Below are 25,252 nucleotides of genomic sequence, written 5' to 3'. Positions count from 1 at the left end.
TTTTGAAAGCGCGTTACTGCCTGCGCCCCAACGCAAACAACGTCCCCGCGACGAGAATGAACGCGCCGATGATCACCTTTTGCCAGGTGCTCGGCACGCCGATCAGAATCAGCACGCTATTGATGAGCGTCACCAGCACGACGCCAAGCAAAGTGCCGATCACCGTTCCCGTGCCGCCCGTGATGCGCGCGCCGCCAAGAATCACCGCCGCGATCACATCGAGTTCCGTGCCGACGAGATCGAACGGATTCGCGAGCCGGTTCGTCGACACATGCAAAATGCCAGCGACGCCCGCAAGCAGACCCGTATAGCCGAACACGAACAGATGAATCGCGCGCAGGTTGTAGCCGAGACGTTCCGCGATGGCGAGCGAGCCGCCCATCGCGTAGACGCCGCGGCCCATCATCGTGCGGTTGAGCAGCCACCACGTCACGACCGCCGCGAGCACGAGCGCGAGCACGGAGACCGGCAGCACCGCGCGCAAGCCATCGGACGTGTGATAGAAGAACAGCGGCAAACGCCCGAACGTATCCATGCTGTGCGGAATGTTCATGAAGAACTGCGTGCCGACGAACGTCAGCAACAAGCCGCGATACAGATACTGCGTGCCGATGGTCACGATCAGCGAAGGCGCCTTCAGTCGATGCACGAGCATCCCGTTGATCACACCCAGAATCACGCCGCCGATCGCGCCCGCGAGCAGAATCAGCACGAACGGGCACTCGGGCCACCACGCGAACACCGCCTTGGTGATCGAGTACATCGTCAGCGCGGCGATCGCCGTGAACGATACGTCGATGCCGCCCGACGCCAGCACGACGAGCGTGCCGAGCGCAAAGAGCGAGACCGTGGTCGCCGAATGCAGCATGTCGAACAGCGTGGCGAACTGGAAGAAGCGCGGATTGATGCCGCCGACGACCAGACATGTCACCACGATCAGCCCGACCGTGAACCACTCGGGATTGCGCATCAGTTGCGCGTACAGATTGCCCTTGCGCACACGCGGCGCGACTTCGGCCACGGGTTGCGGCATCGGTTCGCGTCCCGTGCGGCGGATGGATTCGCTCATGCTCATGCTGCCTCTGAAAGTAGCGCGTGATAAAGATCGGCTTCGGTCAACCGGTCCGCGCGATATTCGTTCGCGACGCGGCCTTTCTTCATCATCAGAATACGGTCGCAGTTCTGCAGCAGCTCGGGCAGGTCGTCGCTGATCAGGATGATGCCGATGCCCTCTTTCGACAGCCGCTGCATGATGCGGTAAATGATGTCCTTCGATCCCACGTCGACGCCGACCGTGGGCCCGTGCAGAATCAGCACGCGCGGATCGATCGTGAGCCAGCGGCCGATCAGCACGCGTTGCTGATTGCCGCCCGAAAGCGATTGCACGGGCTTGTCGACATCGGGTGTCGCGATCTGCAAGTCCTTCACGGTGCGCTCGGCAAGCTCTTGCGCGCGTTTGCGGTCGATCTGGCCGAAGCGGTCGCGCAGGCTCGCGATCATCGCGGTGACGACGTTGTCGCGAATCGGCTTGTCGAGAAAAAGGCCTTCGTTCAGGCGGTCTTCCGGCACATAGCCGATGCGTTGCGCTTTCGCATCCGCCGGCGATTGCAGCCGCACGCGCATGCCGTCGAGCGTGACCGTGCCCGCATCGGCGGGCGCGACGCCGGCAAGCGCGCGCGCGAGTTCGTTGCGGCCCGAATCGAGCAGACCGGTCACGCCGAGAATTTCGCCCTTGTGCAGCTTGAACGACACATCGGCGAACTGGCCTTTACGGCCGACGCCCTGCACGTCGAGCACGACTTGCGATGCACCTGCTTCGCCCTCCGCCCGATAGCGCTCCGTTGAAAGATGCTTGCCCGTCATGAGCTCGCTGATCTGCGCCTTCGTGTAGTTTTCGATCGGACCTTGCGCCATCTTCTGGCCGTCGCGCAGCACGATCACTTCGCCGCCGATCGCATAGCACTCGTCGAGCTTGTGACTCACGAACAGCACGGCCACGCCGTCCGCGCGCAGACGCGCGAGCACGGCGATGAGGTTATCGACTTCCTTCTGCGTGAGCGAGGTCGTCGGCTCGTCCATGATGACGAACTTCGCCTCGCTGGCAATCGCGCGCGCAATCGCGACGAGCTGACGCGTCGCAAGCGGCAGTTGTTCGATGAGCGTCTTCTGGAATTCCGCGTCGCCGGGCAGGCCCACGGCTTCGAGCGCGCGCGCGGCCGTTTGCGCAAGCGCGCGCCGATCGAACGTGCGCGCGAGCTTGCCCGCATGTTCGGCAAGCTCGGACGTCAGCGCGACATTCTCCGCGACGCTCATGTTCGGCAGCAGCGACAAATCCTGATAAACGGTTTCGATGCCCGCCGAAAGCGATTCGAGCGGCGACAGCTTCTTATGGCGCACGCCCTCGATCACGAGTTCGCCTTCGTCAGGCGGCTGCGCGCCCGAGATGATCTTGATGAGCGTGCTCTTGCCGCAGCCGTTCTCGCCGAGCAAGTGATAGATCTGCCCGCGCTCGAACGCGAGGCTCACTCCGCGCAGCGCATAGACGCCGGTGAAGCGCTTGTGAATATCGACGACTTCGAGAAGCGGTGTCGTTGTGGTCATGTCTGTCCAGGGCACGCGGCGCGCCTTCGAAAAAGCGCGCCGCGCGCGTCACATCAGAAGTTGTATTGCTTGTAGTTCGTCTTGTCGACGTCGACCCAGCCGGTGCCGCGCACGATCACGCCCTTGCCCGGCCCCTTCGTCACGGTGACCTTGTTGTAGCCGGTGATGCCGAGATCCGCGCCGTTCTGCACTTCCTTGCCCTCGACGAGCATCTGCGCGACCTTGTTCATCGCCAGACCGGCGAGCTTCGGATCCCAGAACGCGATGCCGTTGACCGCGCCGCTTTCGAGGAACTTGCCCGCTTCCGTCGGCAGACCGGTGCCGTACACGCAGATCTTGCCGACCTTGCCCGCTTCCTCGACCGCGCGGCCGATGCCGATCACATCCAGCGACGACGAGCCCTGGAAGCCCGTCAGATCCGGATGCTTGCGCAGCACTTCCTTCGCGACCTGATAGGCACGCTCGCCATCGTTATTGGTTTCGAGCTTCGGCTCGACGAGATCCATCTTCGGATACTTGGCCTTCGCGTTGCCGATGCCGCCATCGGCCCATTGCACCTGCGAGCGCGAACCGAGCGAGCCGACCAGCACCGCCCACTTGCCTTGCTGACCCATGCACTTCGAGAGGCGCTCGTTGAGGCCCGCGCCGTACGCGGTGTTGTCGAAGGCTTCGATGTCGACCATCGTGTTCTTGGCGTTGTCCGCTTCATGCGTGACGACCTTGATGCCGCGATCCATCGCTTTCTTGAGCGCGGGTTCGAGCGTCGGCGGATCGTAGGGCACGACGGCGATCGCCGTGACCTTCTTCGCAATCAGATCCTCGATGATCTTCAGTTGCTGCGCGGCGTCGGCGCGGCCCGGGCCCGTCTGATAGGCGTTGACGTTCGGGTTCGCCTTGCCGAACTCCTTCACGCCTTCGTCCATGCGGTTGAACCAGTTGATGCCGGTCACCTTCACCACCGTCACGATGGTTTCGTTGGTCGCGGCCTGCGCGGCTGCGATCGCGCCCGCGGCGAGTGCGATCGCCGTCAGTGCGGTACCGAGTTTGCTGAGCTTCATTGCGTTGTCTCCTTTTATGGTCCGATTGGTCTCTTTAACGAATCACACTAACGTCCGGTCGATGCGGGCGGCGGTGGCACATTGCGTTTGGGCGCGGCGCCGCCGATGCCGAAGATCGCGCGCACGCGCTCGCCGCCCGCGAAGGCGAGCGATGCGAGCAGCAGAAAGCCCCACGCGCAATCGCCGAAGAACTGCGATACGCCGAGCAGATTGAACAGGCTCGACAGGAACTGCAGCACCGTCGCGGCGAGGAACACGCAGACGATGCGCCCATACCCGCCCGCCGGATTCACGCCGCCCATCACCGCGATCAGGATCGCGATCAGCAGATACGAGTTGCCGTAGTCCCACTTCGCGCTCGACGTATGCGTCGCGCTGATGAGACCCGCCAGCGACGCGAGCACGCCGCACATGCCATAGGTGAGGATCAGCATGCGCGCGCGGGGAATGCCCGCATAGAACGCGGCTTTCGGGTTCGTGCCCATCAGATAGAGGCGCAGGCCGAACGGCGTGCGCTTCAGCACCCAGCCGAGCAGCAGCACGGCGGCGATGAAGACCCAGAGCGAAATGGGCACTTGCAGGAAGGTGCCGTTGCCGATGTTGGAAAGCGGATCAACGTATTCCACTCGCACCGACGCGCCATTGCTCAGCACCACCGCGATGCCCGTGAAAAGCAGTTGCGTACCGAGCGTGCAGAGAATCGGCGTGAGCCTGAGCTTCGCGATCACGGCGCCGTTCAGCAAGCCGCCGATCGCGCCCACCATCACGACGATGCACACGAATACCGCCGTATAGAGCGCGGGCGAATCGTCGGCGGAGACCATGTGCGGCAGCAGCATCGCCGCGACCATGCCGGAGAGATTCGCCAGTCCGACGCCCGACAGATCGATGCCGCCATTGCCCGACACCATCGACAACATGATGCCGAGCGCGAGCAGGCCGAGTTCGGGCAACTGGCCGCCCATCGACTGGAGATTGTCGATATCGAGGAACTGGCCGTGCGACATCCACGTCGCGACGATCACGACGAGCACGTTCACGCCGATCAGGAAATTGAACTGGCGATCAGCGAGCCACTTCGATCCTTTCATTGCGTGACGCTCCTTTCCGCGAGCACGGCGTTGATTTCGACGAGACGCGGCATCGACGGCGCGGTGCCCGGGCGCGTCACCGAAAGGCTCGCGAGCGCGCAGCCGAAGCGCACCGCATCGAGCGGGCTTTCGCCGCGTGCGAGCGCGGCCGCGAAGCCGCCCGTGAAGCCGTCGCCCGCGCCCGCGGTTTCGACGACGCGGCCGCAATCGAACGCGGGCACGAGCGTCGATTCATGCGCGCTGTGCAGCAGCGCGCCCGCTTCGCCCAGCGTGACGATCACGGCGCGCGCGCCTTTCTTCAGCAGCACATCGGCGGCGCGGCGTGCATCGTCGATACTGGCGATCTCCACCCCCGTCAGCGCCGTCGCTTCCGTTTCGTTCGGCGTGATGTAGTCGCACAGCGGATAAATATCGTCGGCGAGCGGCAGCGCGGGCGCGGGGTTGAAGACGGTCGTCACGCCGTGCTTGCGCGCGAGTTCCAGACCGCGACGCGCGGCCGGAATCGGTTGCTCAAGTTGCGTGACGAAGACGCCCGCGCGCGCGATGTCGTGCTCGATCGCGTCGACATCTTCGGGCACGAGCGTACCCGCCGCGCCCGCCGCGACGATGATCGCGTTGCCGCCCGTATTCTCATCGACGTAGATATGCGCGGCGCCTGTCGCGACATCGTTCATCACGGTCGCGCGCGAGGTGATGCCTTCGGCGGCCCAGGTCGCCTGCGCGATCTCGCCGAACGCGTCCGCGCCGATGCGCGTGCAGAAAATCACGTCCGCGCCCGCGCGCGCGGCGGCCACGGCCTGATTCGAGCCCTTGCCGCCCGGTCCCATCTTGAAGGCCGAACCCGCGACCGTTTCGCCGAGCAGCGGCATACGCTGCGCGCGAAACGCAAGGTCCGTCACGTAGATGCCGAGAATGACGACGCTCTTCATCGCGTGCCTCCGTGTGCAATCTCGGGAGCGTCCGGTGCGAGCATCACGCCCTTCTTGAAGATGAAGCAGCCGTAACCGCGCCCTTCGCCCGTGGCGATCACGCAATAGGCCTTTTTCGCGCGCTCATAGAACGCAAAGCGCTCGACCGGCGCAAACGGCTGTTCGCGACCTTCGGCATCGTCCACTTCGCGTTGCGCTTCGCGCTGCACGGCGGGCAAGGCAGTTGCATCGCCAACGATTTCCATGCGGCCGGCGGGATCGTCGACGAACGTATCGAGCGGCAGCACCGACAGCACCGCGCGCACCGCACGCGGCGCGCTCGCGCCGTCGATGCGAAGCACTTTGCCCAGCACCGTCTGCCGCGCGATGGAATCGGCGGGGAAATGAGCGTCGCAGATCACCACTTCGTCGCCGTGTCCCATCGCGGCGAGCGCGTACAGGATATCGGCGTTCAAGAGCGGATCGATGTTCTTCAGCACAGCGTCTCCTCCATGCATGAGCGTGTTCCGTTTCGGAATCTACGCTCGATCAAATCGGTAATCAGTCGCCGTACGGCACCCAGATGTTCTTCACCTGCACCGCCTGGCGAAGGAACGGCAGTCCTTCGCTCGCGGCATCGTGCCAGTCGAATACGCGGCCATGATCGACGAACGTGCGCTTCAGGTTGCCGACCGACTCACGCTCCGCCATCGCCGAAAGCGCCGCGCCGTGGAAGCACCAGAGCGCATCGACGTCGTCGTGTTGCGCGAGCGTCTGAGCCAGCGATCGCGCATCGCCGGTGACGATGTTCAACGCTCCGCCCGGCACGTCCGATGTCTCGACGACCTGGTAAAAGTCCGTCGCCATCAGCGGGCACGTCTCGCTCGGCACGGCGACCACGCGATTGCCCAGCGCGAGCGCGGGCGCAACCAGCGACACGAAGCCGAGCAGCGGCGCTTCGTCCGGACACACGATGCCGATCACGCCGAGCGGCTCGTGCATCGCCAGCGCGACGCCATGCAGCGGCGGCGCATGCACGGCGCCATCGTACTTGTCGGCCCATGCGGCATACGTGAAGAAGCGCGCGATCGATGCATCGACTTCACGCTTTGCATCGCGCTCGCTCGAACCGGCGCGCGTGACGAGTTGCTTCGCGAATTCATCGGCGCGTGCGCTCAGATTCTCCGCGAGGTAGTAAAGCACTTGCGCGCGGTTGTGCGCGCTCGCCGACGACCACTTCGTCATGCCACGCGCGGCAGTCACCGCGTTGCGAATGTCCTTGCGACTACCCTCGCCCACTTCACCGACGATCTCGCCAGCAGGCGAATGCACGAGCCGCGAGTAACCGCTGTCGGGCCGCGCCTGCTTGCCGCCGATGTAGAGCTTCGCCGTTCTATCGAGCGCGCTGACCTTGCCTGCATCGACGAGCGAATCGGGTTGCGCCTGCAACGGCTTCGTTTCGCCGCGAACCGGGAGCTTCGCCCATGCGCGCGGCTTCAGGTATTCGTAGATGCCCTCGCGTCCGCCTTCGCGGCCGAAGCCCGACTCGCGATAGCCGCCGAAGCCGACGGCCGCATCGAACAGATTGGTCGCATTGATCCATACGACGCCGCATTGCAGGCGCGGCGCGACATCGAGCGCACGGCTGATGTTCTCGCTCCAGACGCTTGCAGCGAGCCCGTAGCGCGTGTTGTTCGCGAGCGCGACGGCTTCTTCCGGCGTGCGGAAGCTCATCGTCACGAGCACCGGCCCGAAGATTTCTTCTTGCGCGAGCGTCGATGCGGGCGCGACGTTGGTGACGAGCGTAGGCGGAAAGAACGCGCCGCCTTCGGGCAACGCGGCGCGCGGCGACTGATAGATTTCGCAGCCTTCGCTTTCGCCTCGCTCGACGAGCGCGCGAATGCGTTCGAGCTGCACTTCATCTACGACCGCGCTCATGTCGATGCCCTTATCGAGCGAGGTCCCGACACGCAACGTGTCCATGCGGCGCTTCAGCTTCTCGACGAAGCGCGCTTCGATGCCTTCCTGCACCAGCAGGCGCGAGCCCGCGCAGCACACTTGTCCCTGATTGAACCAGATCGCATCGACGACGCCTTCCACGGCGCTGTCGAGATCGGCATCGTCGAACACGATGAACGGCGACTTGCCGCCAAGTTCGAGCGTGAGCGACTTGCCCGAGCCTGCCGTGCTTGCGCGAATCTGGCGGCCCACTTCGGTCGATCCGGTGAATGCGATCTTCGCGACGCGCTTGTGTTCGACGAGCGCCGCGCCCGTGCCGCCATCGCCGGTGACGACGTTGAGCACGCCCTTCGGCAGGCCCGCGCGATGCGCCAGTTCAGCGAACAGCAGCGCGGTCAGCGACGTGAACTCGGCGGGCTTCAACACGACTGTATTGCCGAGCGCGAGCGCCGGCGCGATCTTCCATGCGAGCATCAGCAGCGGAAAATTCCACGGCACGATCTGGCCGATCACGCCGAGCGGCGCCCAGTCGGCAAACTCCTTGTCCTGCAGCTGCGCCCAGCCCGCGTGATGCAGAAAGTGTCTTGCCACAAGGGGTATATCTATATCGCGCGACTCGCGAATCGGCTTGCCGTTGTCGAGCGATTCGAGCACGGCGAACAGACGGCCATGCCGTTGCACCATGCGCGAGAGCGCGTACAGATGCCGTGCGCGCCCCGAGCTGCCGATGGCTTGCCAGCCTTCGAGCGCATCGTGCGCGGCTTGCACGGCGGCGTCGACATCGGCGCTTTCGCCCTGTGCGATCGACGCCAGCACGCGGCCCGTCGCGGGTTCGCGCGAATCGAATCGCGCGGCGGCGTCGCTGTCGCGCCATGCGCCGTTGATGAAGTGACCGAAGCGCCCGGCATGCTGATCGAGCCATGCGCGCGCGGCGCGATCGTCTTCCGGTGCGGGTCCGTATTCCATCGAGGAGAAGTATTCGGCAACGCTCATGAGGCTATCTATTGAGGTCTGGTGAGTCAGGCGACGGGATGACGATTGAACGCCGAATAGCGTCCGCTCACGTGATGTTCGAGCTGGCGTTCGATATCCGCGAGCAGGCTCGATGCGCCGATGCGCAACAGATCCGGTTCGAGCCATTCGCGGCCGAGCTCTTCCTTCATGAGGATCTGATATTCGAGCACCGACTTCGCGGTGGACACGCCGCCCGCGGGCTTGAAGCCGATTGCGACGCCGGTGCGCGCGAGATACTCGCGGATCATGCGTACCATCACGAGCGACACGTCGAGCGTCGCGTTGACGCCTTCCTTGCCCGTCGATGTCTTGATGAAATCGGCGCCGGCCATCATGCAGATCATCGACGCCTTCGCGACGTTCGACAGCGTGCGGATGTCGCCGGTGGCGAGAATCGCCTTCACATGTGCATCGCCGCAAGCTGCGCGGAAATCGCGCATCTCGTCGTAGAGCGCCTGCCAGTTGCCTGTCAGCACATGCTCGCGCGTGACGACGATATCGATCTCGGACGCGCCGTCTTTCACCGACGCCTCGATCTCGCGCAGCTTCAGTTCATGCGGAATGAGGCCGGCAGGAAAGCCCGTCGATACGGCCGCGACCGGAACGCCGCTGCCTTCGAGCGCGTTCACTGCCGTTTTCACGTAGCGGTGATAGACACACACCGCGCCGGTTCTGATCGAGCCGGGCGCCATGCCGAGCGCGTCGAGCAAATCGTCGCGCAACGGACGGCGTGCCTTCGCGCACAGGCGTTCGACGCGACCGTGGGTGTCGTCGCCGCTCAGCGTAGTGAGGTCGATGCAGGTAATGGCCTTCAGCAGCCACGCCGCCTGCGCGTCTTTCTTGACGGCGCGGCGGGTGCCGAGCGTCGCTGTGCGGCGCGCCACGGCCGACTGATTCACGCGCAGCCCGTCGAGCCACGCGAGATCGAACGGCACGCCGGGATTGCGGGCGCTATGAGCCTGGGTCTTGCCAGGCCACGCGACGATGGACTTCGATGCAGTTTCCAGCATGAGATCGGGTATGCCGGCGTCTTGTGCGACGCACAACAGTTTTTGATAGATTGATCTCAGTTTATAACAGTCTTGTTAGGATCGTAACATAGGGAAAGTTCGGAGTCGCAGCCGCTCGTCAGGACGTCCAGCGGAACGAAGCTTGCTCATTTCTTACACTGCGCCGGGCTTCTGGTAAGTCTGTCGCAGCCTCGCCGCAAGCGTCGTGTACCGAGGAGCGCGCATGAACGCACCGTCCGCAGACCACGATCTCGTCGTGCTGGTCCATAGCGGCGGCCAGAAGGCCGCACGCGGGCAACACGAAATCGAAACGCAACGCGCGCTCGCCGGGCAACTCGCCGCGCTCATCGGCGTTCCGTTTGCCGGCGATATCGACGAGGCGCGGCGCTATCCGCATCGCTATCTCATTCCCGACGACACGCTTTTGCTCGACGACGCCCGTCGCATGGGCGTCACATGCGAAGACGATCTGTTCGGCGGCGTCGTGCCCTATCCGTTCGTCGCGACGAAAGTGGTCGCGCATGGTTTGCCGCCCGGCGCGCGCGAAAAGCCCGCCGGATGGCCGGACGGACTCGTCGATCGCGTCGGGCATCTGGTGCTGCCGGGACACTCGGCGTTCGCGCGCGACGACGCGCACGCCGCCGCCGCGCTGCTGTGGAAAGACGGCGCGGTACGGCTCAAGCGTCCATCGGGGATCGGCGGAAGCGGACAGGCGGTGATCGCCGATGCGAACGAACTCGATGCTCAACTCGACGACATCGGCGACGATACGCTTCGCACCGAAGGCATCGTGCTGGAGCGAGACTTGCGCGATATCGCGACGTACAGCGTGGGTTGGCTGCGCATCCGCGCGCACGAGGCGAGCTACTACGGCGCACAGCACCTGACGCGCGACAACCACGGGCACGAGGTCTACGGCGGTTCAGATCTCGTCGTCGTGCGCGGCGGATTCGATGTGCTGGAACGCCTGGACATGCCGGACGACGCACGCATGTCGATCCGGCTGGCGCGCGCGTTCGATGCCGCCATCCACGACGCGTTTCCGGATTTTTTCGCGTCGCGGCGCAATTACGATGTTGCCTGCGGCACGAATGATCAGGGCGAGCACGTCTGCGGCGTGCTCGAGCAATCGTGGCGGCTCGGCGGCGCGAGCGGCGCGGAACTCGGCGCATTGCGCGCGTTCGCGGACGATCCCTCGCTTGCGGTGGTGCGCGCATCGACTGTCGAAATCTATGGCGCCCATGCGGACGTGCCCGCCGACGCGTGCATCTGCTATCGCGGCGTCGATCCGCACAGCGGGCCCATCACGAAGTTCTACACGGTCGAAAGGAGCGAATGAATGGCGGCAGACCGGCAGCAGATCCAGATTCCCGTCGAACGCGGTTATCTCGACGGCACCGTCGTCACGCCCAAAACGACTATTCCGGGCGTGCTCTTCGTGCATGGCTGGGGCGGCGATCAGGCGCAGTACATGGAACGGGCGCGCCAGGCCGCGGCGCTCGGCTGCGTATGCCTGACGTTCGATCTGACCGGCCACGCGCGCACCAGGGAAGAGCACGAAACCGTGACGCGCGAAACGAATCTCGGCGACGTGCTCGCGGCATATGACACGCTGGCCGCGCATCCGCTCGTCGATTCGACGTCGATCGCGGTGATCGGCAGCAGCTACGGCGGCTATCTCGCGTCGATCGTTACATCGATGCGTCAGGTGCGCTGGCTCGGCCTGCGCGTGCCGGCCCTTTATCTCGATGATGGCTGGAACATCCCGAAGCGCGCGCTGCACAAGGAGCATGATCTCGTCGCGTATCGCAGACGCATCGTGAGCGCCAGCGAGAACCGCGCGCTGCGAGCGGCGGCAGAGTTCGGCGGCGACGTGTTGCTGGTCGAGTCGCAGCACGATGAAATCGTGCCGCATACGGTGCTGGCCAGCTATCTTCAGGCGTTCCTGCGCGCGCATTCGCTGACGTATCGCGTGATCGACGGCGCGGATCATGGCTTGTCGGATGAAGGCAGTCAGCGCGCGTACACGGGGCTCGTCATCAACTGGCTGGCCGAGATGATCGGCGGAAGGCGCGCGGGCAGCCACGGCGAAAGTTAGCAAAACGCTCCCGGGACCACGCTTTGCTGTTGGATGGAACCCCCACCTGACAACGGAGCACATGATGCCTCGCCAAATCGTCACACAAACGAAGACCACTGCAGCGACGCAGGCCACGCAACATCAGGACGCCATACAAGTTCTGATGGACGATCATCGCGCCGTCGAAAAGCTGTTCGATGCGTTCGAGAAAGCGGACGAGAATGATCTCGACGCGAAGACCACACTGGTTCGACGCGCCTGCGAAGAACTGACCGTCCACGCGATGATCGAGGAAGAACTGCTCTATCCCGCCGCGCAGGAGGCACTGGACGAAGACGACCGTCCTGATGTGGAGGAAGCGTACGTCGAGCACTTTCTCGTGAAGGTGCTGATCGACAAGTTCACCACGCTGAGAGCGGGCGAAGCGGGCTTCGATGCGACCTTCAAGGTGATGAGCGAGATGGTGCGCCATCATATCGAGGAGGAAGAATCGGATCTGTTCCCGAAGCTGCGCAAGTCCGGCGCCGACCTGAATGGCCTCGGCAGCAAGCTGATGCGACGCAAGGAAGAACTCGAATCGAAGATCCCGAAAGATGCCGGCGACAACACGATGCATCTGCATTGACCTCAATTAACACGCACCGGAGCCGAGATATGAAAAACCCCTGGGTGAAGAAGAACCCGTTTATGAGCATGTGGCTTTCGGGAGCGAACGCGGTCATCGGTTCGGCGCGAGGCCGCGCGACCGCGCAAGCGAAGCGGCAGGTAGCGACTTTCTGGTCGGAGGCTCTCACGCCGAGCAGGCCGAAGAAGCGCCGTGCGCGGCGTTGAGCAGGCCCTCATCCGCGCAATGCGTTGAAAAGATCGGCGAATGCACGATGGGTCGACGCGCTCAATCCCGCGCCGACCGCCGTCTGCACCGTGCGCCGCAGCCCGAGGATGGTGACGCCGACCAGCGCCAGCGCAATCAGTTCGGCGTTCGGCGTGCGCAGGAACCACGGCGCAGATCGCGGCTTCGGTAACGCACGAGGCACGTACGCGACGCGCATCGGTTCATTCGCCACGTACGCGGCAAGCAGTTCCGTGCGCGATTCCGCCATGCGCGCGAGCACGGTCGCCTGAGCTTCGGCATGCTTCATTGCGCCACCTCTCTGATTGCTTCGACGTCGCGCCGCACCTGATCGCGCAACAATTGGAACGGCTCGGCAGGCTTTCGCGACATCATCACTATCACCGCGATGACTGCAACCGCGAGCCACGCGCCCGCGACGCACCATGCCGTCAACACGAGATGCGGCGTGCCGGCGGCAGTCACGATCACGGCGATCGAAACGAACGACAGCGTGAACAACGCACCGATGGTCAGCGCGACGAGCGCGACGATCTCGTGCAGCACGCGCTTTTTCGTCTCGGCGAGTTCGATAGGTATCAGCTCGCCATAGTCGACGAGACGTCCCGCGCAGAAATGGCCGATCCTGCGCCAGTTGGAGAGTGTTCTCTGAATTGTCATCGTGCTTCTCCGGCGAGGGATCGGTGCGGTGTGCACTGAGATGCAGCAGCGCGCATGCCAGCGGCGTGATGCTCAAAAAAAAACGCGCTCGCTTTGTGTGCGGCGCGTTTTTTCGCGAGGGAAGCGTGATTACTTGAGCTCGTCCGGGACCTTGCCGCCGTTTTCCGCAAGCTTCTGCATCACCTGCTTGTGAAGCCAGATGTTCATCGCGGCGGAATCTTCCGTGTTGCCGCTGTAGTGCAGTTCCGAAGCGAGCTCCTTGCGCGCGGACAGGCTGCTGTCGAGGCCAAGCAGCTTCATCAGATCGACAATGGACGTGCGCCAGTTGAGCTGTTCGCCGTGATTCGCCTGAAGTTGCGTCAGTACCGCTTCGACATCCACTTCCTGCTTCGGCGCGGCGGGTTGCGCGGGCGTGGCAGGAGCCGCCGACGCAGCCGGCGCGGCGGCGGGCGCTGCCGGCTGGGCCGGACTGGCGGGCGCACTGTCGTGGTGAAAGATTTTGTTCAGGATATTGGAAAAGATACTCATGGCGCCTCCTTTTGAAGTGGGCTCACATCGTACGCAAGCGCCATGCCGCCTCTATTTCTGCACGCCCGGTCGCAACGGCGCCGCATCGCGTGCCGTGCGTGGTGCCATGCGCGCCAGGAAGACCACGCCAGCGGCCAGCACCGACATCGCGGCGAGCCCCGTCAAACCGCCCTGAATCGACCCGGTCTTCTGTTCGAGAAAGCCGAAGGTCGCCGGCGCGACGAAGCCGCCGAGATTGCCGATCGAGTTGATAAGCGCGAGCACGGGCGCCGCGATGCGCGCATCGAGATAGCCTTGCGGAATCGGCCAGAACAGCGACGACGCCGCCTTGAAACCGATCGCCGCAAAGCAGATCGCGACGAACGAGAAGACCGGGCTGCCCAGCCCCGCCGCATACATGCCGGCCGCCGCGATCAGCAACACGCACGCAACCCACGCCTGCTGGAACTTGAAGCGCGCCGCGAGCGCCGCGAACAGATACATCGCGACGATGGAGATCAGCCACGGAATCGAGTTGAACAGCCCGACCTGGAAGTCGTTGAGATGCCCCATCTTGCGGATGATGCTCGGCAGCCAGAACGTCGCGCCGTAGATCGTCAGCGAGACCGAGAAATAGATCAGGCAGAAGATCAGGATTTGCGGATCGCGCAGCAGACTCCATGTCGACGGCTTCTTTACATGCACCGCATCGCGGCGGCGCTGCTCGTCCTCGATCTCGGCGACGACCGCTTCCTGCTCTTCACGCGTGAGCCATTTGGCGTCGCGCGGCTTCGAATCGAGCCAAAACCACACGAAGCCGGCGAGCACCACCGACGCCATGCCTTCGATGATGAACATCCACTGCCAGCCATGCAGTCCCGCGCCCTGGATCAGCATCAGGCCGCCCGAGATCGGGCCGGAGAATACCGACGCGAGCGCCGAACCGCTCAGGAAAATGGCCATCGCCTTGCCGCGTTGGTCGCGCGGCAGCCATTGCGTGAAATAGAACACGACGCCGGGAAAGAAGCCCGCTTCGGCCGCGCCGAGCAGAAGACGCATCGCATAGAACGAGGTTTCGCCCTGCACGAAGGCCATGCCGGTCGCGGCGAGCCCCCACGTGATCATGATCCGCGTGAGCCACGCGCGCGCGCCGAAGCGCTGCATCAGCATGTTCGACGGCACTTCGAACACCGCATAGCTCACGAAGAAGAGGCCCGCGCCGAGCCCGTAGGCCGCGGCGCCGATGCCGAGATCCGCGCTCAGATGCTGACGCACGAACCCGATATTCACCCGGTCGATGTAATTGACGATGAACATCACGACGAACAGCGGCAGCACGTGCCACTTGATCTTGTGAACGGCGCTCGACAGCGCGCTGGAATTACTACTCATGAGCTTGTCTCCTGGAATGCGCGTGTACTTGTTCTATTGCTCAGAAGCGCGGGTTCTTGCCGGTGAAGTCCGGCTGATACCTGCGCATCTGCGTGAGATCGTCGCGATTGCGCACGCCGCACGTCAGGTATTGCTCGTGCAATTCGGCGAGCTTCTCGCGATCGAGCTCGACGCCCAGGCCCGGCGTCGTCGGCACGCGCACCGAGCCGTTGTCGAACACGACGCGGCCGCCCTTGATGACTTCCTCTTCCTGCCACGGATAGTGCGTGTCGCACGCATACGTGAGGTTCGGCACGCTGGCCGCGACATGCGTCATCGCCATCAGGCTGATGCCGAGATGCGAGTTCGAGTGCATCGACATGCCGAAGCCCCACAGCTTCGCCATGCGCGCGAGCGTCTGCGTCGCGCGCAGGCCGCCCCAGTAGTGGTGATCGGACAGCAGCACCTTGATCGAGCCCATGTTGCAGCCGCGCCGGAAGTCGTCCATCGTGGTGATGACCATGTTGGTCGCGAGCGGCAGCTTCGTGTGCTTTTGCAGTTCGGCCATGCCTTCGAGGCCGGGGCACGGGTCTTCGTAGTATTCGAGGATTTCGTCGAGCGCGGGCGCGGCCTTGATGCTCGTCTCCAGCGTCCAGTTCGCATTCGGATCGAGACGCAGCGGCATGCCCGGAAATGCCTTCGCCAGCGCCTGCATGCAGGCGATTTCATGCGCGGGCTCGAACACGCCGCCCTTCAGCTTGATGCTCTGGAAACCGTACAGATCGATCATGCGCTGTGCCTGCGCGACGATCTGCTCCGGGCTGATGCCCTCGCCCCACGCATCGGGCGCATACGGCTTGTCGATGTGCTCCGCGTACTTGAAGAACAGATACGCGCTGTACGGCACCGCGTCGCGGACCTTGCCGCCGAGCAGATCGACGACCGGCGCGCCGATGATCTGCCCTTGCAGATCGAGCATCGCCACTTCGAGCGTGCTGATGACCTTCGGCGCATTCTTCGCGGCGTGCGAGCCGGGCGCGAGTTCGAATTCGACCGCGCCGGGCGTCGCCTTGATCGTCGCGCGCACGCGCTCTTCCATCTGGTTCAGATCGAACGGCGACAGGCCGATCACGAGGTCCTTCGCCTGATCGAGCACGCGCAGCATCGGCTCGTCGCCGTAAGTCTCGGAGATGCCGACACGACCGTCGCTCGTCTCCAGTTCCACGATGGCGCGCAACGCCCACGGCTCGTGAATGCCCGCGGCGTTCAGCAACGGGCCGTCGCGAAAGGCGATAGGCGTGATTCGGACCTGCGTGATGGAAATCTGGCGGGGCATGTCGGCGTCCGGAAGTAGCGAGAGAGTAGCCGAATGGTAAAGCACTAATGTATTAGTGTGTCAGTCGGGTATACGCGAAGGTGTCGATGGCTTCGACAACGTTACATTTCGGGCCCGAGCGCGGCTATAGTACTAATGTTTCAGTCGCCTTTTGTTCGCGCATACCATGAAAAACGCCGCTTCCGCCTCGATTCATCGCCTCGACCGCTCCCGTCATGCCGCGCCGCAAGTATTCGAACGGCTGCGCGACATGATTCTGTCGCTGGAACTGGCGCCCGGTACGGTGCTGTCTCGCACCGAACTCGCGACGCGCTACGGCCTCAGCCAGACGCCCGTGCGCGACGCGCTGATGAAGCTCGGCGAGGAAGGTCTGGTCGATATCTTTCCGCAGCACGCGACCGTCGTGAGCCAGATCAACGTGGCATCGGCGTTGCAGGCGCATTTTCTGAGGCGGTCGATCGAACTGGAAGTCGTGCGGACGCTGGCGCGGGAACACAAGGCGTCGCTGATCGCGAGGCTGCGCGCGACGATCGCCGAGCAGATGGAGTGGCTGGAGCCACAGGACGTCGAGCAGTTTTCAGCGCTCGATCAGTCTTTTCACCGGCAGATGTACGAGGCGGCAGGCGTGCCGCAGCTTTGGGATCTGGTGCGCAGGTTGAGCGGTCACATCGACCGGTTGCGTCGCTTGCATTTGCCGGTGGACGGCAAGACGATGGCTGTGGTGCGCGATCACGGCGAAATCGTCGACGCCATCGAAAAGGGCGATGCCGATGCCGCCGATGCCGCCTTACGAAAGCATCTGTCGGGCACGCTCAGTCAGGTGGACGAGATTCGTACTCGTCACCCGAACTTTGTGACGGATCATTGAGCGTGCGCTCGCCGTTCAGACGCCGTACGCACTCAACCGAGCCGCATACCATCGCGAGAACTGCTCGACATAACTCTCGGTAAAAGGCGAAAACACCCCCGGCCGGTAGGCCGGATCCTGCGTCCCTTCATGCGTGATCTCAACGAGATGCTTGTCCTGCGCATTCGTCGCGACCCACACTTCGGTCAGGTCCTGAATCTGATAATCGACGCCTTCAACCGCATCCGCGTGCACGAGCCATTTCGACCGCACGAGCGTTTTATCCGGCGCGAGCGGAATGATGTACGACACCACGGCGTGATCGCTCATCACGTGCGTCCATGAGTTGTGCGTCCACAAATGCGTGTCGCCGAGATCGCGCCGCTGCAGGTTGCCAAGCAGCTTCTGGCTCGCGGCCTTCGTGCTGATGGTCTGCGATTCTCCGTGTCCCGCAATGACGAGTTGCTGCGTCCTGAACTGCGTGACCGCATCCTCGCCCAGCCATTCGACCGTCGCGCTCGTGAAGCCATCACGCTCCCAGCTCGCCTGGCACGCCGCGTTGCGTTCCTTGTACGCCGCGATTTCGCGAAGCGCTTCATCGGTGAGATTCTCGGGACAGAAACCGAAATCCTCCGGCAGAAACGAGGCGGTCAGTTCCGGATGCGTCGCCGCACAGTGATAGCACTCGCGATTGTTCTCGATCACGAGCTTCCAGTTGCCGTTCTCGATGATCTCCGATTCGAACGCGATCTTCGTATTGCGCAGATCGTAAGGCGCGAAACGCGGCGCCATCGTCGCTTCGAGTTTTGAAATGTCGGCGGGCGGCTCGTCGGCGAGACACACGAAAACATGCGTGCCGACGATGCGCGTATGCACCGGAATCAGGCTGCGGCAGCTCGGATCGAAATCGCGGCCCATGTGCGCGGCGTGCCGCAGGCTGCCGTCGAGATCGTAAGTCCACTGGTGATACGGACACACCAGCATGCCGACGGTCGACTTGCCCGGCTCCTTCAGACGCGCGCCGCGATGGCGGCAGACATTGCGATAGGTGCGGATGTTTTCATCGTCGTCGCGAACCATGATGATCGAGGCGCGGCCGATGTCGACGGTGGACACATCGCCCGGCTCGGGCACGTCCGCCGTCACGCCGACCAGAATCCAGTGCTTCTGGAAAAAGATCTCGACATCTTTCTCGAACACGTCCTGCCGCCCGAACAGCTCGCCCGGCATGCCGTGTCCGGGCTCGCGGCTGCGGATCAGTTCGCCTTGGGTTCTGATTTGCACTTCGGACATCGTCGCTCTCCAACGTTCATGGGATCGGGACTCCGAGCGGTCCCGCGATATCCTGAGTATTGGAGCGCGGAAAAATAGCGTCAACGCGCTTTATTTTCTGTCTGGGATAACTTTGGATTATGCGTGCGCGTCCTCGCGCAGCCAGTTGATCAGGCCATCGATCGCGGGTGTGATCGTGCGGCCGTGCGGCACCACGACGAAGTAGCATTCCGTCGGCCGGAACGCCGCGACGGGCAGTCTGACCAGTTCGCCGCTCTCGACGAGATCGTGTACCAGCCGGCCCCAGCCGAGCGCGACACCCTGGCCGTAGCGCGCGGCCTGGATCGCATCGGTGTAGAGGCTGCAACGAAGCGCGAAATTCAGCCGCATCGGCCGGAAGCCGACCGCGTGGAACCACTCTTCCCAGCCCATCCAGCCTTCGGTGGTCGAATCCGATTCGACGAGCACGGCGCCCGCGAGCTCTTCCAGCGACGCCGGCGCGGGCTGCGCCTGCAACCATGTGGGCGAGCAGACCGGGAACACTTCCTCGTCGAACAGCAAGGTGGCGGTGCCGTCCGGCCATATGCCGTTGCCGAAGCGCACCGCGACGTCGATTTCCTTGTGCCGCAGGTCCGCCGTGAACATCTGTGTGGACAGGCGCAGTTGCAGATCGGGTTGCACCGCCTTGAGTGAAGCCAGGCGCGGCAGCAGACGAAAATGCGAGAACGCGGAGGTTGCCGCGAGCACGAGTTCCTGCTGCACGGGGCCGCGCGCGAGGCGGTCGAACACGCTCGCGATCTTCTGCATCGACTCCGCGACGACCCGGTACAGCGCCTCGCCTTCATCGGTCAGCTCGATTGCGCGATGCAGGCGGCGAAATAGCCGCGTGCCGAGCGTCTCTTCGAGGAACCTGACCTGACGGCTCACCGCCGCCTGCGTGACGCCCAGTTCATGCGCAGCGAGCGTGAAGCTGCCGAGCCGCGCGACGGCCTCGAACTCGACCAGCGCCGTCACCGACGGAATCAGCCGCCGATACCCCTTCGTTTTCTCGATGGCCGGTTTCATGCGGCGCTCACTGCATCGCCTTCGCTTCGGCTGCTGGCCATCCCTGCATCATCGTCGCGATTTCCTCGTCGAGCCATTGACGAAACTGAACATATTCCGGACGCGCCTTCGCATTGCGATGCGTAATCACATAGTGATGTCGATCGTGAAACACGAGCGCGTCGTCGACGGGACGGACCAGCTTCTTCTGCTCCACCTGACGATGCACCAGATGATGCCAGCCGAGCAAGGTGCCCTCACCCGCTTCGGCCTGCGCGACCAGCAGCCGATAGTCGTTGCTCTCCAGATCGTCGTGCTGGTCGAGGCGTTCGGAACCGTCGCCTTGCTGATACCAGTTCTTCCACACGCGCCAGTCGACGTGCTCGCACACCTGCGCGCGCCCGAGCAGCGACAGGCTCAGCGTGGGATGCGCGAGCAGATCGAGCGGCTTGAGCGTACGCCCATGAAAATAGCGCTCGTGAAACGGCACGCTGCACACCGGATAGACGATGTCGTGAAAGAGCGGCTCGACTTCGTATTCCGCCTCGCGCGGCGGGTTCTTCGTGATGATGACATCGGGCTCCATGAGATCGTCGAGTTCCATGAAGTGCTCGGTGACCATCACGTGCAGGCGGATGTTCGGAAAGCGCTGGCGAAACGCGGGCAATCGGAACGACAGCCACAGCGCCGAAAACGTATGGGAGATGCAGAGCGTCAGCGCATGGCGATCGACTCGCCGCACCGCCTGCGCCGCCTCCGCGATATTCATGATCGACAGATACGACGCGTTGTAGAGAATGCGGCCCGCGTCGGTCAGCGCGATGTGCCGGCCTGTGCGCTCGAACAGCGCGACTTCGAGCGTATCTTCGAGCTCCTTGATCTGCCGGCTCACCGCCGCCTGGGTGACGCACAGCACTTCCGCGGCCTGCGTGAAGCTTTCGTAGCGCGCGGCGGTGACGAAGCACCGGAGCGCGCGCAACGACGGCATCTGGGCGAGAAGCCTGTCCGCGAACTGCTGTTTCTTCTGCATGTGCATCACCTTCCAGGGCTCGCGATTATCGCTTGTTCTTCGTATCTTGCGCGTTCACTCGCGCCCTTGCACGCGGCGCATGATCGAGTCGAGCGCCTGCGCGTAGTGCGCGTACGTGCCCCGCGCCGACAGCTCGCGGTTGAGCTGCTCGTTCAGACCGCCGGGCGTGCTCACCTGCCCGATCATCGCGGAGAATGGCTCCGTGCCCGAGGCTGCTTCATGAGCGAGGCCCACATGATAGCCCGACAAAAACGACCGGGCCGACGCGTACGGCATGCCTTGCCGCACGAGCCACGACGCCTGCTCCTCCAGCAGCGCGAAGAAGGCCGCCATCGTCGCGGTCGCGGCGGACAAGGCGTTGAACTGATGTTCGTCGTCGACTTCGACCGCTTCGCCGAGCGGCGCGAACAACGCTCGCGCGATGTCGTCGCGCGGGCAGATCGCGGTACTGCCCTTGCCCGCCGCCACCGCGGGCAAGGGGATTGCACGCACGACCTTTTCCGGGCCGCGCACGAATGCCCGCACCTGATCGAGCGACTTGCCCGCGAGGAAGCTGATGATGTGATGCCGCGCATCGAAGGCAAGTTCGCTCAATACATCCGATGCGATCTGCGGCAAGACCGCGAGACACACCACATCCGATGAATCGAGCACGTCCTGATTGCTCGCGCAAACCTCGATGCGCGGGTCCAGCTTCGCGAGCCGCGCGGCGGTGTTCGCGTTGCGCGGCGACAGCGCGACGTGCTCGAAAGCAACGTCGCAGCGGATCATGCCGGTCACGACCGCCTCCGTGATCGCGCCGGTACCGATGAAGCCTATACGCATGGTGCCTCGTCCAGTGTTCAGTCGAGCTTCAGCCAGGTGGTCTTCAGCTCGCAATATTGATCGTGCGCGTAGACCGACTTGTCGCGTCCGCCGAAGCCGGACTGCTTGAAGCCGCCGAAAGGCGTCGAAAGGTCGCCCTCGCCGAAGCAGTTCACCGTCACGGTGCCCGCGCGGATGCGCGCCGCGATCTTGTGCGCCTGATTCACGTTATCGGTCCACAGCGATGCCGCGAGTCCGTAGCACGTATCGTTGGCGATTCGCACGGCCTCGTCGACGTCAGCATATTCGATAAAGCAGACGACCGGGCCGAAGACCTCGTCGCGCGCGATGCTCATTTCCGGCGTGACATTGTCGAAGATGGTCGGCTCGACGAACCAGCCGCCCGTTTCCGTGAGCGTCGCATTGCCGCCGCAGACGACCCGCGCGCCTTCCGCCTTCGCCTTCTCGATATGACCGAGCACCTTGCGGTAATGCGCTTCCTCGATGAGCGAGCCGAGCTTGACATCGGGATCGAGCGGATCGCCGGTTTTCCAGCCTTCGAGCACGGCCAGCATCTTCTTCAGCAGTTCATCCTTGTGGCTCGCATGCACCAGGATGCGCGAGCCCGCGCTGCAGTTCTCGCCCATGTTCCAGAACGCGGCGGCGACGGCCTGTTCTGCGACGGCATCGAGGTTGGCGACGTCCGGCAGCACGACCTGCGGATTTTTGCCGCCGCATTCGAGCACGACGCGCTTCAAGTTGGTATCGGCGGAATAGCGCAGGAAACGCTTGCCGGTTTCGGTCGAGCCGGTGAACGCGAGGAGATCGACATCCGCATGCGTGCCGAGCGCCTGCCCTGCGCTCTCGCCGAAGCCGGTCACGACGCTGAACACGCCGGGCGGCACGCCCGCTTCAATCGCGAGATCGGCGATGCGCAACGTCGACAGCGACGTCTGCTCCGCCGGCTTGACGATCACGCTATTGCCCACCGACAGCGCCGGTCCGATCTTCCACGCCAGCATCAACGCCGGAAAATTCCACGGCAGCACCGCACCGACGACGCCGATCGGCTCGCGCGTGATCATGCTCACGACGCTCGAGCCCGAGGGCGACAGCGCGTCGTAACGCTTGTCCGTGACCTCGGCGTGCCAGCGGATGCACGCCGCCGATTCGGGGATATCGAGTCCCATGCATTCGCTGATCGGCTTGCCTGCTTCAAGCGCTTCGAGCAGCGCGAGTTCGTCCGCGTTGTCGTCGATGAGTTGCGCAAGGCGCAGCAGGACCGCCTTGCGCTGCGATGGCGCGGCCTTCGACCACACGCCCGCTTCGAACGCTTCACGCGCCGCGACGACCGCGCGGTCGATGTCCTTGGCGTCGCACTTCGCGATTTCCGCGAGCACCTTGCCGGTCGACGGATTGCGCGTGCCGAACGTCTCGTTCGAAGCTGCGTTGCAGCGTTGCCCCGCGATGAAGGCGCGGCCGTCCAGCGACAGGTTGTCCGCCATGCGTTGCCATTCCTGATGCGTCGTCATGTCATGTCCTCACAGATTCAAAGTTCGGCGCCCGCCGAGAATTCCTTCACCCAGATCGCCGCGGATACCGCGACGTCCGCGATCGGCCGGATCGGCAGCGAGCGCGGATGCGGCTGTTGCAGGAGTTGATTGATCAGATCGTTCGATTGCCCGAGCGCGTGTTCGGCGATCAGCTTGCCCGCCGCCGAGCCGCGGCTCAGGCCCAGTCCGTTGCAGCCGACCGCCTCGTACACGCCGTCGTCGCGTTGCCCGAAGAGCGCGCCATTGTTCGCCGACAGGCACAGCGCGCCGCCCCACGTGTATTGCAATTCGACATCCTTCAACATCGGGAAGCGGCGATCGAACGAGCGCTGATGCAGGTGCTTCGCTTTGGCGAGATCGCCTTCCGATACCGAGAGGTTCGGCCGGAACGCGAAATGGTTGCGCACGCAAATCCGGTTCGTCGCGAGACGGCGCACGGTGGTGCCCATCGGGTCGGCGGGAATCAGCGCCCACGAATTCGTGCCGCCGAGCCGCGCGATTTCTTCATCGCTCATCACGCGCGACATCGACGCGAAGGTATAGACCGGCAGCAGGCCGTTCGGATGACCGCCGAAGGTCGCCGCATACGCGTTGGTGCACAGCACGACGCGCTTCGCTTCGATCCTGCCGTTCGCGAAGCTCAAGAGCTTCATCTGGCCGCGCGTTTCCATGCCCTTCACCGCGCTCATTTCGAACACGGTCACGTTCGACGGCTGCGTGGCCGCGAGACCGCGCATGAGCGCCGCCGGCTGGACCGTGCTGCATCCCGGCGTGAAGAGTGCGCTCTGATAGAAGCGCGTGCCCGTCACTTTCGCGATCGCGTTTTCGTCGAGCCATTCGCAGGCTTCGCCGATGCGCGCGAGTCCGTCCGCGAAGTGCGTCAGCGCCGCGTGTCCTTTCTTGTTCACCGACGCGTGATACTTCCCGTCGTCGCGCCAGTCGCAATCGATGCCATGTGCCTTGACGGTGCTGCGCACATAGTCGATGCCATGCCGTTGCAGCCGCACGTCGGCCTTGTCGGCCTCGACGCTGCGCGAATAACTCTCGCTGCTGATGTCATGCGGCAAGTCCACGAAAAAGCCGGAGTTGCGGCCCGCCGTCGAGCGTCCGATGCGATCGGCCTCGACGAGCGCGATCGATGCATCGGGCGCAAGCTCTGCAAGCCGCCGCGCCGCGCACAAACCCGTGATGCCGCCGCCGACCACCACGAAGTCGAAGCGCTGCTCACCCGTCACGCCCTTCGCGGGCGCGGCGGGCGGCAGGCTTTCCCACCAGCCATTGACGCCATCGGGTGCGGGAACCCGCACGAAGTCCAGTTTCGAGGCCATGCAGGTTTTACTGAGCGTTGCGCAGCAGGGGTTGAACGATCTTGGCGAAAGCGCTGCGCTCGTCGTCGTTGAGCGTGCCGAGCGGCGCGCGCGCGTTGCCCACGCGCGTGCCGGCGAGTTCGCATCCGTAACGCACGTACTGGATGAATTTGCCGCTGCGCTCCAGCAGTTCGAGCACCGGCAGGAGTTGCGTCATCAGCTTGCGGCCCGTGACGAAGTCGCCGCGTTTCACACATGCTTCGAGCAGGTCGGTATGCGCTTCGGGCAGGAAGTTCGACGCGCCCGCGACCCAGCTTCGCACGCCCCATGCGAAGAATTCGAGCGCCTGATCGTCCATGCCGCAGCTCAACAAGAAGCGGTCCGGCAGATGCGTCGCGAGATGATGCAGATGCGCGATGTCGCCCGTGCTCTCTTTCATCGCCGCGAAGTTGGGGCGTTCGAGCAGCTTGTCGAGCACTTCATCGCCGATCGCCGTGCCGGTGCGCGCCGGGAAGTTGTAGAGCATGACCGGCATGTCGAGCGCGTCATCGACCTTCAAGAGATGGTCGAGCAGTTCGTCCTGCGTCGGCTGCACGTAGTAAGGCGCGGCGACCAGCAACGCGTTATAACCCGCGCGCTTCGCTTCCTGACCCAGAAGCAGCACTTCTTTCGTCGTGGTCGCGTTGATGCCTGCCGTTAGATACGTCTTGCCGCCGACCGCGGACGCCACCGTGTCGAACGTCTTCACGCGCTCTTCGAAGCTGAGCGCGTAGTATTCGCCGGTGGTGCCGCCCACGCCCAGGCCCGAGACGCGGCCGACGAGACTGGCGGCGTGCTTGCCGAGCAGGTCGTGATCGATTTCGCCGTCGGCCTTGAACGGGGTGACGAGCGGAGTATGTACGCCTTCGAAGCTCATGTCAGTCTCTCTAATGAATGGATCGTGTGTGATC

At 63.9% G+C, this 25,252-nt stretch carries 25 protein-coding genes; 5 read left to right on the top strand and 20 right to left on the bottom strand.

The window, feature by feature from the left end:
* Positions 1 to 13: 13 nt before the first annotated feature.
* From BTHE68_RS35190 to deoC, 8 genes are all read right to left on the bottom strand, one after another.
* Positions 14 to 1,075 carry an ABC transporter permease gene (locus BTHE68_RS35190; RefSeq protein WP_162070857.1) on the bottom strand — a complete coding sequence of 354 codons (1,062 nt, stop codon included), beginning with the start codon at positions 1,073 to 1,075 and terminating at the stop codon, positions 14 to 16.
* Positions 1,072 to 2,601 (bottom strand): sugar ABC transporter ATP-binding protein, encoded by a 1,530-nt coding sequence (locus BTHE68_RS35185; RefSeq protein ID WP_162070856.1) that lies wholly within the window; start codon positions 2,599 to 2,601, stop codon positions 1,072 to 1,074. Before BTHE68_RS35185 ends, BTHE68_RS35190 begins: the two co-directional genes overlap by 4 nt.
* A gap of 53 nt (positions 2,602 to 2,654) precedes the next feature.
* Positions 2,655 to 3,659 carry a substrate-binding domain-containing protein gene (locus tag BTHE68_RS35180; RefSeq protein ID WP_162070855.1) on the bottom strand — a complete coding sequence of 335 codons (1,005 nt, stop codon included), beginning with the start codon at positions 3,657 to 3,659 and terminating at the stop codon, positions 2,655 to 2,657.
* A 47-nt stretch (positions 3,660 to 3,706) separates the two neighbouring features.
* Positions 3,707 to 4,750 (bottom strand): ABC transporter permease, encoded by a 1,044-nt coding sequence (locus BTHE68_RS35175; protein WP_162070854.1) that lies wholly within the window; start codon positions 4,748 to 4,750, stop codon positions 3,707 to 3,709.
* Positions 4,747 to 5,679 carry a ribokinase gene (rbsK, locus tag BTHE68_RS35170; protein ID WP_162070853.1) on the bottom strand — a complete coding sequence of 311 codons (933 nt, stop codon included), beginning with the start codon at positions 5,677 to 5,679 and terminating at the stop codon, positions 4,747 to 4,749. The genes BTHE68_RS35175 and rbsK overlap by 4 nt, the downstream gene beginning before the upstream one ends.
* Positions 5,676 to 6,158 carry an RbsD/FucU family protein gene (locus BTHE68_RS35165; RefSeq protein WP_162070852.1) on the bottom strand — a complete coding sequence of 161 codons (483 nt, stop codon included), beginning with the start codon at positions 6,156 to 6,158 and terminating at the stop codon, positions 5,676 to 5,678. The genes rbsK and BTHE68_RS35165 overlap by 4 nt, the downstream gene beginning before the upstream one ends.
* 61 nt (positions 6,159 to 6,219) lie before the next feature.
* Positions 6,220 to 8,610 (bottom strand): aldehyde dehydrogenase family protein, encoded by a 2,391-nt coding sequence (locus BTHE68_RS35160; protein ID WP_162070851.1) that lies wholly within the window; start codon positions 8,608 to 8,610, stop codon positions 6,220 to 6,222.
* A 26-nt stretch (positions 8,611 to 8,636) separates the two neighbouring features.
* Positions 8,637 to 9,641: a deoxyribose-phosphate aldolase gene (deoC, locus tag BTHE68_RS35155; protein ID WP_162070850.1), complete on the bottom strand. Its 1,005-nt coding sequence runs from the start codon at positions 9,639 to 9,641 to the stop codon at positions 8,637 to 8,639.
* A 223-nt stretch (positions 9,642 to 9,864) separates the two neighbouring features.
* Here deoC and BTHE68_RS35150 point away from each other — a divergent pair, with 223 nt between their 5' ends.
* The 4 genes from BTHE68_RS35150 to BTHE68_RS36695 all read left to right on the top strand — a co-directional run bounded on the left by BTHE68_RS35150 (position 9,865) and on the right by BTHE68_RS36695 (position 12,552).
* A complete protein-coding gene (locus BTHE68_RS35150; protein WP_162070849.1) occupies positions 9,865 to 10,980 on the top strand; it encodes a DUF3182 family protein in 1,116 nt (371 codons plus the stop codon).
* Positions 10,981 to 11,739 (top strand): alpha/beta hydrolase family protein, encoded by a 759-nt coding sequence (locus BTHE68_RS35145; protein WP_162070848.1) that lies wholly within the window; start codon positions 10,981 to 10,983, stop codon positions 11,737 to 11,739.
* A 64-nt stretch (positions 11,740 to 11,803) separates the two neighbouring features.
* Positions 11,804 to 12,346 (top strand): hemerythrin domain-containing protein, encoded by a 543-nt coding sequence (locus BTHE68_RS35140; protein ID WP_162070989.1) that lies wholly within the window; start codon positions 11,804 to 11,806, stop codon positions 12,344 to 12,346.
* Positions 12,347 to 12,375: 29 nt separating this feature from the next.
* The gene (locus BTHE68_RS36695) at positions 12,376 to 12,552 is read left to right on the top strand and encodes a hypothetical protein (protein WP_174258145.1); all 177 of its coding nucleotides are present in this window, start codon (positions 12,376 to 12,378) and stop codon (positions 12,550 to 12,552) included.
* An 8-nt stretch (positions 12,553 to 12,560) separates the two neighbouring features.
* On the opposite strand, the gene BTHE68_RS35135 is transcribed toward BTHE68_RS36695, so the two are convergent.
* The 5 genes from BTHE68_RS35135 to BTHE68_RS35115 all read right to left on the bottom strand — a co-directional run bounded on the left by BTHE68_RS35135 (position 12,561) and on the right by BTHE68_RS35115 (position 16,445).
* Positions 12,561 to 12,860, bottom strand: a complete 300-nt coding sequence (locus BTHE68_RS35135; protein WP_162070847.1) for a hypothetical protein — start codon at positions 12,858 to 12,860, stop codon at positions 12,561 to 12,563.
* The gene (locus BTHE68_RS35130; RefSeq protein ID WP_162070846.1) at positions 12,857 to 13,231 is read right to left on the bottom strand and encodes a phage holin family protein; all 375 of its coding nucleotides are present in this window, start codon (positions 13,229 to 13,231) and stop codon (positions 12,857 to 12,859) included. Before BTHE68_RS35130 ends, BTHE68_RS35135 begins: the two co-directional genes overlap by 4 nt.
* A gap of 129 nt (positions 13,232 to 13,360) precedes the next feature.
* Complete coding sequence (locus tag BTHE68_RS35125) at positions 13,361 to 13,759, bottom strand: DUF3597 domain-containing protein (RefSeq protein WP_162070845.1); 399 nt, start codon at positions 13,757 to 13,759, stop codon at positions 13,361 to 13,363.
* Positions 13,760 to 13,810: 51 nt separating this feature from the next.
* Positions 13,811 to 15,130: an MFS transporter gene (locus BTHE68_RS35120; RefSeq protein WP_162070844.1), complete on the bottom strand. Its 1,320-nt coding sequence runs from the start codon at positions 15,128 to 15,130 to the stop codon at positions 13,811 to 13,813.
* 40 nt (positions 15,131 to 15,170) lie between these two features.
* The gene (locus BTHE68_RS35115; RefSeq protein WP_162070843.1) at positions 15,171 to 16,445 is read right to left on the bottom strand and encodes a glucarate dehydratase family protein; all 1,275 of its coding nucleotides are present in this window, start codon (positions 16,443 to 16,445) and stop codon (positions 15,171 to 15,173) included.
* A gap of 166 nt (positions 16,446 to 16,611) precedes the next feature.
* Between BTHE68_RS35115 and BTHE68_RS35110 the strand changes: the two genes are divergently transcribed.
* On the top strand, positions 16,612 to 17,313 hold the full coding sequence (locus BTHE68_RS35110) for a GntR family transcriptional regulator (RefSeq protein ID WP_162070842.1): 702 nt from the start codon (positions 16,612 to 16,614) through the stop codon (positions 17,311 to 17,313).
* 15 nt (positions 17,314 to 17,328) lie between these two features.
* Here BTHE68_RS35110 and BTHE68_RS35105 read toward each other — a convergent pair whose 3' ends face one another.
* The 7 genes from BTHE68_RS35105 to BTHE68_RS35075 form a co-directional block, all read right to left on the bottom strand.
* Positions 17,329 to 18,585, bottom strand: a complete 1,257-nt coding sequence (locus BTHE68_RS35105) for an aromatic ring-hydroxylating oxygenase subunit alpha (RefSeq protein WP_162070841.1) — start codon at positions 18,583 to 18,585, stop codon at positions 17,329 to 17,331.
* Positions 18,586 to 18,702: 117 nt separating this feature from the next.
* A complete protein-coding gene (locus BTHE68_RS35100; RefSeq protein WP_162070840.1) occupies positions 18,703 to 19,629 on the bottom strand; it encodes a LysR substrate-binding domain-containing protein in 927 nt (308 codons plus the stop codon).
* A 7-nt stretch (positions 19,630 to 19,636) separates the two neighbouring features.
* Positions 19,637 to 20,638, bottom strand: a complete 1,002-nt coding sequence (locus BTHE68_RS35095; protein ID WP_162070839.1) for a LysR family transcriptional regulator — start codon at positions 20,636 to 20,638, stop codon at positions 19,637 to 19,639.
* Between the two features lie 54 nt (positions 20,639 to 20,692).
* Entirely contained in the window at positions 20,693 to 21,463 is a 771-nt protein-coding gene (locus tag BTHE68_RS35090) for a pyrroline-5-carboxylate reductase (protein ID WP_162070838.1), read from the bottom strand.
* Between the two features lie 17 nt (positions 21,464 to 21,480).
* A complete protein-coding gene (locus tag BTHE68_RS35085; protein ID WP_162070837.1) occupies positions 21,481 to 22,974 on the bottom strand; it encodes an aldehyde dehydrogenase in 1,494 nt (497 codons plus the stop codon).
* A gap of 17 nt (positions 22,975 to 22,991) precedes the next feature.
* The gene (locus BTHE68_RS35080; protein ID WP_162070836.1) at positions 22,992 to 24,323 is read right to left on the bottom strand and encodes an NAD(P)/FAD-dependent oxidoreductase; all 1,332 of its coding nucleotides are present in this window, start codon (positions 24,321 to 24,323) and stop codon (positions 22,992 to 22,994) included.
* A 7-nt stretch (positions 24,324 to 24,330) separates the two neighbouring features.
* Positions 24,331 to 25,218 carry a dihydrodipicolinate synthase family protein gene (locus tag BTHE68_RS35075; RefSeq protein WP_162070835.1) on the bottom strand — a complete coding sequence of 296 codons (888 nt, stop codon included), beginning with the start codon at positions 25,216 to 25,218 and terminating at the stop codon, positions 24,331 to 24,333.
* Positions 25,219 to 25,252: the final 34 nt, after the last annotated feature.

This window comes from Burkholderia sp. THE68 (assembly GCF_009938265.1).
Classification (GTDB): domain Bacteria; phylum Pseudomonadota; class Gammaproteobacteria; order Burkholderiales; family Burkholderiaceae; genus Caballeronia.
Note: the sequence above shows the minus strand (reverse complement) of the source record. Positions and strands in the feature narration are given on the sequence as shown.